Source organism: Pseudomonas lini (genome assembly GCF_964063345.1).
In the GTDB taxonomy this organism is placed as follows: domain Bacteria; phylum Pseudomonadota; class Gammaproteobacteria; order Pseudomonadales; family Pseudomonadaceae; genus Aquipseudomonas; species Aquipseudomonas lini_B.
Genome location: NZ_OZ061318.1, coordinates 1,216,149 through 1,229,729 on the forward strand (window position 1 = coordinate 1,216,149; position 13,581 = coordinate 1,229,729).

At 59.2% G+C, this 13,581-nt stretch carries 10 protein-coding genes; 4 read left to right on the forward strand and 6 right to left on the reverse strand.

What is annotated here, in order from left to right:
• Positions 1 to 20: 20 nt before the first annotated feature.
• Positions 21 to 674: an HAD family hydrolase gene (locus AB3226_RS05615; RefSeq protein WP_367372332.1), complete on the forward strand. Its 654-nt coding sequence runs from the start codon at positions 21 to 23 to the stop codon at positions 672 to 674.
• 106 nt (positions 675 to 780) lie between these two features.
• Here AB3226_RS05615 and AB3226_RS05620 read toward each other — a convergent pair whose 3' ends face one another.
• Entirely contained in the window at positions 781 to 1,743 is a 963-nt protein-coding gene (locus tag AB3226_RS05620; RefSeq protein WP_367372333.1) for a zinc-binding dehydrogenase, read from the reverse strand.
• A gap of 138 nt (positions 1,744 to 1,881) precedes the next feature.
• Here AB3226_RS05620 and AB3226_RS05625 point away from each other — a divergent pair, with 138 nt between their 5' ends.
• Positions 1,882 to 3,963: a carboxy terminal-processing peptidase gene (locus AB3226_RS05625; protein WP_367372334.1), complete on the forward strand. Its 2,082-nt coding sequence runs from the start codon at positions 1,882 to 1,884 to the stop codon at positions 3,961 to 3,963.
• A gap of 134 nt (positions 3,964 to 4,097) precedes the next feature.
• Entirely contained in the window at positions 4,098 to 5,888 is a 1,791-nt protein-coding gene (locus tag AB3226_RS05630; RefSeq protein ID WP_367372335.1) for a bifunctional diguanylate cyclase/phosphodiesterase, read from the forward strand.
• Positions 5,889 to 5,953: 65 nt separating this feature from the next.
• On the opposite strand, the gene AB3226_RS05635 is transcribed toward AB3226_RS05630, so the two are convergent.
• The 3 genes from AB3226_RS05635 to AB3226_RS05645 all read right to left on the reverse strand — a co-directional run bounded on the left by AB3226_RS05635 (position 5,954) and on the right by AB3226_RS05645 (position 8,173).
• The gene (locus AB3226_RS05635; protein ID WP_367372336.1) at positions 5,954 to 6,790 is read right to left on the reverse strand and encodes an IS3 family transposase; all 837 of its coding nucleotides are present in this window, start codon (positions 6,788 to 6,790) and stop codon (positions 5,954 to 5,956) included.
• Positions 6,787 to 7,092: a transposase gene (locus AB3226_RS05640; RefSeq protein WP_229801896.1), complete on the reverse strand. Its 306-nt coding sequence runs from the start codon at positions 7,090 to 7,092 to the stop codon at positions 6,787 to 6,789. Before AB3226_RS05640 ends, AB3226_RS05635 begins: the two co-directional genes overlap by 4 nt.
• A 91-nt stretch (positions 7,093 to 7,183) precedes the next feature.
• Entirely contained in the window at positions 7,184 to 8,173 is a 990-nt protein-coding gene (locus tag AB3226_RS05645; protein WP_367372337.1) for a diaminopimelate epimerase, read from the reverse strand.
• A 169-nt stretch (positions 8,174 to 8,342) separates the two neighbouring features.
• On the opposite strand from AB3226_RS05645, the gene AB3226_RS05650 reads away from it, so the two are divergent.
• A complete protein-coding gene (locus tag AB3226_RS05650; RefSeq protein WP_367372338.1) occupies positions 8,343 to 9,503 on the forward strand; it encodes an MFS transporter in 1,161 nt (386 codons plus the stop codon).
• Between the two features lie 559 nt (positions 9,504 to 10,062).
• On the opposite strand, the gene AB3226_RS05655 is transcribed toward AB3226_RS05650, so the two are convergent.
• Positions 10,063 to 12,486 carry a TonB-dependent siderophore receptor gene (locus AB3226_RS05655; RefSeq protein ID WP_367372339.1) on the reverse strand — a complete coding sequence of 808 codons (2,424 nt, stop codon included), beginning with the start codon at positions 12,484 to 12,486 and terminating at the stop codon, positions 10,063 to 10,065.
• Positions 12,487 to 12,583: 97 nt separating this feature from the next.
• On the reverse strand, positions 12,584 to 13,558 hold the full coding sequence (locus AB3226_RS05660; protein ID WP_367372340.1) for a FecR domain-containing protein: 975 nt from the start codon (positions 13,556 to 13,558) through the stop codon (positions 12,584 to 12,586).
• Positions 13,559 to 13,581 lie beyond the last annotated feature (23 nt).

Genomic DNA, 13,581 nt, shown 5'->3' on the forward strand with positions numbered 1-13,581 from the left:
TTGAAGAGAGAACTGCACTGATGGCCCTGGCAATTTTTGATCTGGACGAAACCCTGATCCACGGCGACTGCGCCACCCTCTGGAGCGAGCAAATGGGCCGCCTGGGCTGGGTCGATCCCGAGTCGTTCATGCGTCAGAACAACGAACTGATGGACGCTTACAGCCACGGCAAGTTACGGATGGAGGAGTACATGACCTTCAGTCTGGAACCGATGATCGGTCGCACCCCGGAAGAGGTCGACCATCTGGTCGGACCTTGGGTAGAAGACTTCATCGAACCGATCATATTCAGCAACGCCACCAAAGCCATTGCCGCCCACCGCAAGGCCGGCGACCGGATCCTGGTGATCTCGGCGTCGGGCACGCATTTGGTCAAGCCTATTGCCGACCGCCTGGGCATCGATGAGATTCTCGGGATCGAGCTGGAAGTGGCGCACGGGGTGTACAGCGGCAATACCCTTGGCACGTTGACCTACCGCGAGGGCAAGATCACCCGCTTGCTGGAATGGCTGGATGCCGAAGAGGAAAACCTGGAAGGCGCGAGTTTCTATTCCGACTCGCGCAATGACTTGCCGCTGCTGCTGAAGGTGGATTTCCCACACGTGGTGAACCCGGATCCGGTCCTCCTCGAACACGCCGAAAAAGCCGGCTGGCCGATCCATATCTGGAAGTAACCCAAATCCTGTGGGAGCGGGCTTGCCCGCGATTCAGGCGACGCGGTCTGTCTTTCATACCGCGTCATCGTTCATCGCGGGCAAGCCACGCTCCCACAGGTGAATGTCAAACCAGGCTTTCGTCGATCACCAATACCAGTTTGCCGGAAACCTTATTGCTCGCCAGCTCCGCAAACGCCGCTTCGGCATCCTTGATCGCAAAGGTCCTGGCCAGTTGCGGGCTCAAACGCCCTTCGGCAAACAGCGGCCAGACATGCTGGCCAAGATCGCTGAACAAATCGGCCTTGAACTGCTCGTCGCGATTGCGCAGGGTCGAACCCAGCAGTTGCACCCGTTTAGCCAGGACCTGTGCCAGATCAAGCTGCGCCTCACGCCCGCCCATCAAACCGATCAACACCCAACGACCGTCGCGAGCCAGCAGCTTGAGGTTCAACGCCGCATAGTTGCCACCCACCGGGTCGAGGATCACGTCGAACGGCGCAAGATCATTCAAGCTATCCAGATCGCCATTGCGCACTACCCCGCCCTGCGCACCCAACGCTTCGCAGTAAGCCAGACGCTCGGCGGAACCGACGCTGACCCAGCACGGGTTACCAAACGCCTTGCACAGCTGAATGGCAGCTGAACCGATTCCACTCGCTCCGGCGTGCAGGAGAACTTTCTCACCCGGTTTGAGCGCAGCCAGTTGAAACAAATTCAGCCAAACGGTCGCATACACTTCCGGCAATGCTGCCGCCTCGGCCAGAGACAAACCTTCGGGAACCGGCAACACATGCCGTCCGTCGACAACTACCTCTTCGGCCATCCCACCCCCGGCCAGCAAGGCGCAAACCCGATCGCCGACCTGCCAGGAAGAGCCCGGACCGACCTCGCTGATCACCCCGGAACACTCAAGACCCAGTACTTGACTGGCCCCCGGCGGTGGCGGGTAAAGTCCTGCTTTCTGTAACAAATCGGCGCGATTGAGTCCTGCTGCCGCCACTCGGATGCGAACTTGTCCTACATCGCACGTAGGACTCGGCTCTTCAACCCACTCCACTCGCCCCTCAACGCCTTGCAATGCTTTCACAGTGCCTCCATAGTGAGTCTGGACTGAGCCCGAAGCTGTAGCGTCGGGCTTTTTGCATTATGCGACCGGTCCTTGTGGATCCGGCGACTTCAAAGACGGCCTAATATGCGTTATCAATTGTCCCCGCGTCGAATCAGCATGAAGCATCTGCTCCCCAGCACCGCCCTCGCTCTTGTCATTGGCCTCGGTCTTTTGCCGATGTCGAGCAATTCGTTCGCAGCCAATAGCTGGGACAAGCTTCAGCCCGATCGTGATGAAGTAATCGCCAGTCTGAACGTCGTCGAATTGCTCAAGCGTCACCATTACAGCAAGCCACCGCTCGACGATGCACGCTCCGTGATCATCTACGACAGCTACCTCAAGCTGCTGGATCCATCGCGCAGCTACTTCTTGGCCAGCGATATTGCCGAATTCGACAAATGGAAAACCCAGTTTGACGACTTCCTCAAAAGCGGTGACCTGAACGCAGGGTTCACCATCTACAAGCGCTACCTGGACCGCGTCAAGGCGCGTCTGGACTTTGCCCTTGCCGAGCTGAACAAGGGTGTCGACAAGATCGACTTCACCGCCAAGGAAACCTTGCTGGTCGATCGCAAGGATGCCCCTTGGCTCAAGACCAACGCAGAACTGGATGACCTGTGGCGCAAACGCGTCAAGGACGAAGTGCTGCGGATGAAGATCTCCGGCAAAGAGTCGAAGCAGATTCAGGAAACCCTGACCAAGCGTTACAAGAATCAGCTGACGCGTCTGGACCAGACCCGTGCGGAAGACATCTTCCAGGCGTACATCAACACCTTCGCCATGTCCTACGACCCGCACACCAATTATCTGTCGCCGGATAACGCGGAAAACTTCGACATCAACATGAGCCTGTCCCTTGAGGGCATCGGCGCCGTGTTGCAGAGCGATAACGATCAAGTGAAAGTCGTGCGCCTGGTGCCTGCCGGCCCGGCCGACAAAACCAAGCAGGTTGCACCGGCCGACAAGATCATCGGCGTGGCCCAGGGCAACAAAGAGATGGTCGACGTGGTCGGCTGGCGCCTGGACGAAGTGGTCAAACTGATTCGTGGTCCGAAAGGCACCGTGGTGCGCCTGGAAGTGATTCCGGCCAGCAACGCACCGAACGACCAGACCACCAAAATCGTGCCGATCACCCGCGAAGCGGTGAAGCTCGAAGATCAGGCAGTCAAGAAGTCGGTCCTCAACCTCAAGCAGGATGGCAAGGACTACAAGCTCGGGGTCATCGAGATCCCGGCCTTCTACCTGGACTTCAAGGCCTTCCGTGCCGGCGATCCGGACTACAAGAGCACCACCCGCGACGTCAAGAAGCTGCTGACCGAGCTGCAGAAAGACAAGGTCGACGGCGTGGTCATCGACCTGCGCAACAACGGCGGCGGTTCCTTGCAGGAGGCCACCGAGCTGACCAGTCTGTTCATCGACAAAGGTCCGACGGTACTGGTGCGTAACGCCGATGGCCGGGTCGATGTACTGGAAGATGAAAACCCGGGCGCGTTCTACAAAGGCCCGATGGCGTTGCTGGTCAACCGTTTGTCCGCCTCGGCTTCGGAAATTTTCGCCGGTGCCATGCAGGACTACCACCGCGCGCTGATCATCGGCGGCCAGACCTTCGGCAAAGGCACCGTGCAGACCATTCAGCCGCTGAACCATGGCGAACTGAAACTGACCCTGGCCAAGTTCTACCGGGTTTCCGGTCAGAGCACCCAGCATCAGGGCGTACTGCCAGACATCGATTACCCGTCGATCATCGACACCAAGGAAATCGGCGAAAGCGCCCTGCCGGAAGCCATGCCATGGGACACCATTCGTGCGGCCATCAAGCCTGCGCTTGACCCGTTCAAACCGTACATCACGCAGCTCAAGTCCGAGCATGACGTACGCACGGCCAAAGATGCGGAGTTCGTGTTCATCCGCGACAAACTGGCCCTGGCGCAGAAGTTGATGAGCGAAAAAACCGTCAGCCTCAATGAAGCCGACCGTCGCGCACAACATGCCGATATCGAAGCCAAGCAACTTGTCATGGAAAACATCCGTCGCAAGGCCAAGGGCGAAGAGCCGCTCAAAGAATTGAAGAAAGAAGACGAGGATGCCATCGCGGCCGAGCAGGACAAGACCAAGCCAGAAGACGATGCTTATCTGAGCGAGACCGGGCGGATTCTGCTGGATTACTTGAAACTCAACACCGCGGTTGCCAAGCACTAGGTTGTTACAATCCGGATGATGGCAATTTAATACCGGCGCTCCCCGGAGCGTCATCAAACAGTCATCATTCTGTCGTGAAATAAAGGACTGAGTGCACATTGCACTCGGTCCTTTTTTTATCGCCAGAGAACGCCATGACCACAACCGAACAGCTGAGTGCCTTGAGCTCAATACTGACTCAAAGCGGTTTGCACAGCCTGTTCCAGCCGATCATTTCCCTCTCTGAACGACGTATCATCGGTTACGAAGCCCTCAGCCGTGGCCCCTCCAACAGTCCGCTGCACTCCCCTGTTGCCCTGTTCGCGATAGCTCGCCAGGCCGGTCGCCTCAGCGAACTGGAGATCGCTTGTCGTCAAAGCGCTTGCCGCCGTTTCAATGAACAGCAACTGCCCGGCAAACTCTTCCTCAATGTGTCCCCGGAATCCCTGCTCGAAGCCGCTCATCAACCCGGACGCACGCTGCAACTGTTGCAGGATTTCGGCATACCACCGAGCCAGGTAGTGATCGAACTCACCGAACAAACACCCACCGACGACTTCCAGTTATTGCAAACCGCCCTGCATCACTATCGGGCGATGGGCTTTTCCATTGCGCTGGATGATCTGGGTGCGGGTTATTCGAGCTTGCGACTCTGGTCTGAATTGCGCCCGGATTACGTCAAGATCGATCGGCACTTTATCGACGGCATTCACCAGGACGCGCTCAAGCGTGAGTTCGTCGGCTCGATCCTGCAGATCGCCAAGGCTTCCCGGGCAAAAGTGATCGCCGAAGGCATCGAATTGCCGGAAGAACTGGCCGTGCTGACCGAAATGGGCGTCGATCTGGTCCAGGGTTATCTGCTCTGCCGGCCCCAGGAGCATCCGCCCCGCGATGCTCGAACCTTGATGCCCAAACCAAACAGCGTCGCCGCGATACTGAACGAGGAAGTCAGTGACCTCAGCGCCCTGCTCAACGACCAACCGGCGGTGACCAGCGACACCCCGACCGCCACCGTACTGGAAGCCTTCCGCCGCCAAGCCAACCTGAACTCCCTGGCAGTGCTCGACGAACAGGGTCAGCCATGCGGCATCGTCCACCGTCATTCACTCTCGGACGCCCTGCTCAAGCCCTTTGCCACCGACCTGTTCGCCCGTAAGCCCATCAGCCGCTTGATGAGCGACGACTTCCTCGCCGTGGAGCTGAGCCAGTCGCTGCAACAGGTCAGCCGCCTGATCACCAGCCGCGCCCGCCAGCGTATCGAAGAAGACTTCATCATCACCCTCAACGGCGGCTATCTGGGGCTGGGCCGAGTGATCGACGTACTCAAACTGATTACCGAACTGAAGATCCAGCAAGCCCGCTACGCCAACCCGCTGACCCTGTTGCCGGGCAACGTGCCGATCCAGCAATGCCTGACACGGCTGCTGCAACAGGAACGGGAATCGGTGATCTGCTACGTGGACATCGACAGCTTCAAACCCTTCAACGACATCTACGGCTATGGTCGCGGGGATGAAGTCCTACTGTGCCTGGCGCAATGCCTGAACGACCGCGTCGACCCGTCCCGCGACTTCGTCGGCCATATCGGCGGCGACGACTTCCTGCTGGTGCTCGGCCCGGAAGACTGGCGCAAACGCCTGAATCAACTGCTAGACGACTTCCACAGCCAATGCCGACGCTTTTACCGCAGCGAACACCTGGAAGCCGGCTGCTTCATCGCCCCCAACCGCCAAGGCGTAAGGCAAGAGTTTCCGCTGCTGTCGCTGTCCATCGGCGCGGTGCATTTGCATCCACAGGCCTGCGGACAACTCGATGCGAGTCAATTGGCGGAAATGGCATCACAGGCCAAGCATCACGCGAAGAATGTGCCGGGGTATAGCGTGCATGTGATTGATAGCTTGGCGGTGCCCGGACCAGAAGAAGAACTGCTCATTGGGCATCACTGATTGATCTGACGCCTTCGCGGGCAAGCTTGATCTGGTCAAGTAATCCCGGACACCAGTTACGGTGTTTATGCCGCTTTTAGCTCCATAGCTATTGGCGACAGGTAGTTGTTGTAGCTGTGGAGCCTGGTGCGGTTGTAGTACATGAAGAAACGCACCATATCGGTTTGTGCTTCCTCGCTCGTGCTGTAGCCGTTGCGAGGGACCCATTCTGACTTCAGGGTGCCGAAAAAGCGTTCCGTTGGAGCATTGTCCCAACACTGCCCGCGATGACTCATGCTCTGCAAAATGCCATGGCGCATCAGCTCTTCTTGAAACTTGCGACTGGTGTACTGACAGCCCTGATCCGAATGGAACATCAACCCAGGTGGGCAGGTTCGAAGCTCTGTCGCCATGCGTAGCGCTTTACTCACCAAGTTGGCGTCATTGACCAGCGAAAATGCCCAACCAATGACCCGACGAGCAAACAAATCGATCACGATGGCCAGATGAACCCAGCGCTTGCCTACCATCAAGCTTGTAACGTCGCCACACCAGACTTGATTGACCGCGGTCGGCTTGAAATTGCGCTTGAGCAGGTTGGGCGCGACAAATGCTTCAACTCCTTTGGATCTGAATGGATGAGGCTGGCGTTGTTTGCTGACAATGTTGGCTTCCCTCATCAGGGCTTTAACAAGGCTTCTTCCGACCGCTATGTTTTGGGCCTGCAGATGCTTGCTGATCGTTCTGGACCCCATGGCTTCCCGGCTTTCGCTGTGCAGTTCGACCACCTTCCCCTTGAGCTCTTCGCGCTCGATCTTAGGCCGCGAGAGACGCTGTAGCCATTCGTAAAAGCTGCTGCGCTTCACATCGAAAACGCGACACAGGATGGCGGTCGGGAATGACTCTCTTAGCTCCGCGATCATCGAAAACGATCGGGATCCGACATCAAGAGAGCGGTAGCCTTTTTTAAGATTTCGGCTTCCATTTCCATGCGTTTGATCTTGGCTTTCAAATCCTGAATCTGGCGCTGATCCTCAGTAATGGCCTTGGTGCCTTGAACCGGTTGCCCCTTGTGTTCCTTGCGAACCTGATCCACCCAGCGCCGCAACGCGGTGGCGCTAATGTCCAGCGACGCGCAGACTTCCTGTACCGAACAACCGTCATCAATCACCATGCTGGCTGCACGATGTTTGAACTCGCGGGAAAAGACTCTTCTTTCTTTCATGGAACCTCCAAATTGGCGAAATCATATCGCCCTTAAGAGGTGTCCGGAATTATTAGGCCAGATCAGCTTGCCCGCGATAGCGATCTTGAATTCAACCCATCAACCGCGCCGCACCAAACAACCTCACCCGACTCAACTCGCCATCCGATTCTTCCAACAAAATCGGCGCCGTGCCGCCAGGCATGACCACCTTCACCTCCCCCGCCGCCACCCATCCCACGCGCCATGCCGCACACGCCACCGCACTGGCGCTGGTGCCCGACGACACGGTCGGCCCTTCGCCGCGCTCGAATACCCGCGCAACGATTCGCCCCTCGGACTCAAGCATCGCCCATTGCAGGTTCACCCCAGCCATACACGGCTGCCCTGCCCCGGTCGGCATGGCATAGGCGATTCGGGTCAATCCTTCGGCCAACGCCGGTTCGCGCATCTGCGTGTTACTCGGCAACGCATCAGCGCCAGTTACCAACGTCACGCAATGAGGATTGCCGATGCGCACAAACTGGCTGTGATCCCAGGCAGGATCGAGCGCCGACAATGGCCGCACATGACTGACTTCGCGCCCCTTCAACGTCACGGATTCAACCCCTTGCGCCCCCACCGCTTCAGGTCCGAACGATGGCTGTCCCAGGTCCAGCCAGAACCCTTGCACGCCATTAATTTCAGCCGGTTTCACTGAAGTCTCCACTGGCGAAACCGCGTCGCTCTTGTCGTGATGAACCCGCAGCTGACAGGCCTCCTCCGGTATCAGCCCTTGTTCGCCAAGGGCCTGGGAAAAAATCGTCAGGCCATTGCCACTGCGCTCGGCCAGGGTGCCGTCGGTGTTGACGATCAGCAGGTCAAAAGGCGGCGACGATTGAAACGGCCCCACCAGCAGACCATCGCAGCGATGCGCCTTGCTGCCGGACGGTTGTGTACCTGGAGCCCAAGCGCAGAATGCCTCGATGGCCGACAACGTCCACGCCTCACGGGTTTGCGCGGCATGGCTGGCTTGTTCAGGCAGGTCGATACCGCTACCGCGCAGCGCATCAGGCGCCACCACCGCGTAGATATTGCCCCGAGCATCGTACATCCGCGTCATGGCGCCCCCTCTATGAACAATTGATACGTCGACGATATCGCGAAACAACGGCTGGCTGTGCAAGGATGTCACCCTGCCTGACTGCGATTCCACCCGGACGTGATGAGCGAACCCTTTGCGGTTGTTCACTGTCCCTTGGGGACGCGACGTTTTTTGCCAAGGATCGATAATGACCAACCTCAACACCCAAGCCACCTTCGTCCCCGGACGTATGGAGCAGATGTCCACCCGCATCGCCTTTTTCATCGCAGGCTTCGGCATCGCGGCCTGGGCGCCGCTGGTGCCTTACGCCAAGGCGCGGGCCGGGCTGGATGAAGGAACCCTCGGGCTGTTGCTGCTGTGTCTGGGGGTGGGCTCGATTCTGGCGATGCCTATGGCCGGTATTCTGGCTACACGCTTCGGCTGCCGTCGGGTGTTGAGCGGCGGGACTTTGTTGATCTGTGCGGCACTGCCGCTGTTGGCGACGGTGTCTACGATTCCGGCGCTGATCGCCGCGTTGTTCATGTTTGGCGCGGGGCTGGGCACGGTGGATTCGACGGTGAACCTGCAAGCGGTGATCGTCGAACGGGCCAGCGGCAAGACCATGATGTCGGGGTTCCATGGGCTGTTCAGCCTTGGCGGAATCGTCGGCGCTGCGGGTGTCAGCGCCCTCCTTGGCCTCGGGATGTCGCCGCTGGGAGCGATGCTGGTGGTGATCGTGCTGCTGGTGGTGGCGTTGCTCAAAGCCGCGCCGCATCTGTTGCCCTATGGCAGCGAAAGCTCCGGCCCGGCGTTTGCCGTGCCGCATGGCATCGTGCTGTTTATCGGCGGGATGTGTTTCATCGTATTCCTGGCCGAAGGCGCGGCGCTCGACTGGAGCGCAGTGTTCCTGGCGCAGGAGCGCGGGATCGACACGGCGTATGCGGGGCTGGGTTATGCGGCGTTTGCGCTGACCATGACCGTCGGGCGTTTGACCGGCGATGCAATTGTCCGGCGCCTCGGTGCTACACGAGTGATTGTGTTTGGTGGCCTGACGGCCGCGGCAGGCCTGGCGCTGGCGACATTTGCACCGAGCTGGGAAGCGGCGCTGGTGGGGTATGCGCTGCTCGGCGCTGGCTGTTCGAACATTGTGCCGGTGCTCTATACCGCCGTGGGCAAACAGACCGTCATGCCGGAAAGCATTGCCGTGCCGGCCATTACCACCCTGGGTTATGCAGGAATTCTCGCCGGGCCTGCAGTGATCGGTTTTATCGCCCATGGCAGCAGCTTGAGTTTTGCCTTTGGGTTGATGGCGGTGTTGCTGGTGGCGGTGGCGATTGGCGGGAAGGTGTTGAAGGTGTTGAAGGTTTAAAAGCTTCGCGGGCAAGCCTCGCTCCTACAATAGATCTACAGCGGACACAGATTTTGTGCACGCCAAAGATCCTGTGGGAGCGGGCTTGCCCGTGAAAGCGTTGTGTCAGGCGACGGCTTTATCGGCTGGATGTCAGTCTTCGCGGGCAAGCCCGCTCCCACAAGAATCTTCAGCGAACACAGTATTTGTGTACGGCGCAGATCCAATGTGGGAGCGGGCTTGCCCGTGAAAGCGTTGGGTCAGGCGACGGCTTTATCGGCTGGATGTCAGTCTTCGCGGGCAAGCCCGCTCCCACAAGGATCTTCAGCGAACACAGCATTTGTGTACGACGCAGATCCAATGTGGGAGCGGGCTTGCTCGCGAAAGCGTTGGGTCAGGCGACGGCTTTATCGGCTGGATGCCCGTGAAAGCGTTGTGTCAGGCGATGGCTTTATCGGCTGGATGTCCGTCTTCGCGGGCAAGCCTCGCTCCTACAATAAATTTTCAGCGAACACAGATTTTGTGTACGCCAAAGATCATGTGGGAGCGGGCTTGCCCGCGATGAAGTTAACTTGGTCGATCAGAACCCGACGCTGGCCTGCACAAAGAATGTACGCGGTGCGCCGACGTACATCCCCGAGTTGTTGTCGCTGGAGCGGGTGAAGTACTGCTTGTCGAATATGTTCTTCACCCCCGCGCCGACTTTCAGGTTCGACAGTTGCGAGCCGAAGTCATACCCCCCACGCACGTTCCAGGTGACGTAACCCGGGATGTCGCCGTATTGGCCGTCCGAGCTGCCTTCGGTGATGTAGTTGCCGCTGAAACTGCCATCGGCGTTCACCGCGGTGCCCGGCGAGCGTTGTTTGGACTGGGCAAAGGCATCGAGATTGTAGGTCCAGCGATTGATGTCATAACGCAGGCCGGCGGTCGCCACCTGACGTGAGTAGAACGGTAGGTCACGGCCCTTGAAGCCTGGAATCTCGCCTTCATAAACGGCGCGAGTGTAGGTGAAACCGGCGTTGGCGGTCAGGCCGTCGAGTCGTGGGTCCAGCGCCGCCATGTCGTAGTGCACCGAGGCTTCAAGGCCCTGGTGCGTGGTCGCGCCGAGGTTGGTCCAGCCCACATCGTTGCTGATGTATTGCAGTTCTTTATCGAAGTCGATGTAGAACAACGTCACTTCCCCGCCCCACACGTCATCGTTGTAGCGCGTGCCGATCTCGTAGGTCTTGGCCTTTTCCGGGTTCAGGCCATTGGCGGTGTTGTCACCCGAACCACCCTGACCGAGCTGGAAATATTGCAGGCTGCCGAACGAGGTCTCGTAGTTGGCGAACAGCTTCCAGGCCTCGGACAGGTGATACATCACGCTCAGGGCCGGCAGCGGTTCGTTGCTGTCGATGCTGCGGCGTTTTTCCTGCACAGGTTTACCGGCGGTGTCGAGAACCGACCGGTCGTGCCATTCGGTGCTGATGCTTTCAAAACGGATGCCGGGGGTCACGGTCCAGTTGCCGACGTCGATCTTGTCATCGATGTAAACGGCGTGGGCTTCGGTGCCTCCGGTGCGATCCTGGAACACATGGCCATCGGAAGTTTTGGTGACCACCGGTTGATTGTTCACCAGCGCCAGACGGCTCGCCTCTTCATGCATGCCTTCTTTCAGGTAGCGATAACCGACGCTGGCTTCCTGCGTGGTCGGGCCCAGATCGAACACATGGGACACACGCGGTTCGATGCCGAAGGTGTAGTAAGTACGCGGATAGGAGCTGAGGGTTTTCTGGTCGCGCGCGGCGATGGTGCTGCCGCGAAAACTGTCGGAATAGTAGGTCAGCACTTCGGCCTGGGTGCGGTCGTCGATCTGTCGAATCCACTTGAAGGACACGTCCTTGCGGCGGCCGCTGAAGTTGTCATGGTCGCGGTCGGACTGGAACGGATCGGCGTCGTACTGCTTCTGCGTCAGGCCACCCGGCATGTCGGCGCTGGCGTCGTAGTAATGGAAATTGAGGCTGAAATCGTCCTGATCGGTGGGTGCCCAATGGGTCTTGAGAATCACGTCGTCGATGTCATTGCTGTTGTTGCTTTTGCGATAACCGTTGCCGTTCACGCCGGAATACAACAGCGCCACACCCATGCCGTTATCGGCGGTGCCACCGAGAAACGCGGTGTCGATGTGTTTCCAGCCACCGCGCTGGGTGGTTTCCAGGGTGGTACCGATTTCGCCGGTGGCTTTCTCCGGGATCGCCCGGGTGACAAAGTTGATCACGCCACCGACGTTCTGCGGCCCATAACGCACGGAACCGGCGCCACGCACCACGTCGATGCTGTCGAGGTTACCGGAGGAAATCGGTGCCATGGACAGTTGCGGTTGCCCATAAGGGGCGAAGGCGGCCGGCACGCCGTCGATCAGCACGGTGGAGCGTGGCGACAGGCGCGAGGTCAGGCCACGCACGCCGACGTTCAGGGAAATATCGCTGCCGCCGGTGCCGTTCGCGTCCTGCACTTGCACACCGGGTACGCGCTTGAGCACGTCGCCGACGTTCATCGCACCCTGCTCAACCATCGCTTCGCGGCGGATCACGGTACGGGCGCCGGGGTGGTTCTGCACCACTGCGGCATTGGCGTCGCCAAGCCAGTCGCCGACGACCTTGATATCGGTCACGCCCAGTTCCAACGGGCCATTCGAGGCAGAAGTCGGCGTCGGCATCAGCGTCACCGAACCTTCATCGATCCGGTATTCCAAACCGCTGCCTTGCAGTAATTGGCGCAAAGCCTGTTCCGGCGAGAGATTACCGTCCACCGCCGGAGCCTGTTTGCCGGCCATCAGTTCAGGGCTGAAAAAAACCTGCAGCGAGGTTTGCTGACCCAGCTGACTCAAGGCCTGACCCAGTGGCTGCGCCTGAATATGAATGGCATCGGCAGCGAACGCTTGGGACAGCGCCGAGCTGACCGCCAGTGCAAACGCGAGGGGCAGCCAGGATGATTTGTTATTTTTAGCGGTGGTTTTCTTCACGTCGAACATTGTCCTGTGGATCGCAAGAGTGTGCGGCTGTTAATGCAAACCAGTTGCAGTTGGACAAGAAGACGAAGAACTCGAAAAAAACCTGAATCTATCGGGCAATTATTTCCTGGCTGCCGTCATCCAGGGTGCGGATGGCCACCGGCAGAATGCTCGGCAAGGCCTTGAGCAGTGCGTCGGTGTTGTCGGATTTGAACACGCTGGTCAGGCGCAGATTGCCCACTTTGGCATTGCCGACCGTCAGCGGTTTTTCCCGATAGCGCGACACTTCTTCGGCCACTTCGCTGAGGCTGGCGTTGTTGAACACCAGTTTGCCGCTGCGCCACGCGGTCAGTTCCGCAGGGTTGACCGCATAGGCGGCGGCCACCTTCCCCAGGGCATCGACGCGAGTGCCGAGGCCGGCGGTGAGGCTGATGATATCAGCGCCGTCACCTTGAACCTTGACCGTGCCCTGCTCTACGACGACCCGGGTTTCGGCGATGTCGCGACGCACGTCAAAACGGGTGCCGGTGACCGTGACCTTGCCGCTGCCTGCCTCGACCACGAACGGTCGGCTGCTGTCGTGCTCGACGCTGAACATCGCCTCGCCTTGCGTCAACTCGATGCCGCGACGATCTTTTTCATAGCGCACCTGCACCCGGCTGCGGCTGTTCATATCGATCACCGAACCGTCCGGCAACGCCACATGACGACGTTCGCCAAGGGCCGTGGAATATTCAGCCGTGTAGGTCGCCGGATGATTCAAGCCACTGAACAGTCCCAGGCCGAGCGCCACCGCCAACACACTCGCGGCCACCGCGTAACGCACCAACGGATGACGTGTACGGTGTGCCGGCGGGGCTTCGCACAAGGCGTGCAAACGCTTGGCCGGCAGCAGATCGGCCGCCGCCCACAGGCTCTGGAGCATTTGATATTCGTCGCGATGCTGAGGGTGTTCGTCCAGCCAGACCTCAAAGCCACGCCGGTCTTCGGCGTTGACGGCAGGTTCCTGCAAACGCACAAACCACCGCGCCGCGTCGTCGCGAACCGTTGTTTGCCCGCACGCACAATCACGAGTATCCATCATGGAAAGTCCTGTTGGGCCGGGGA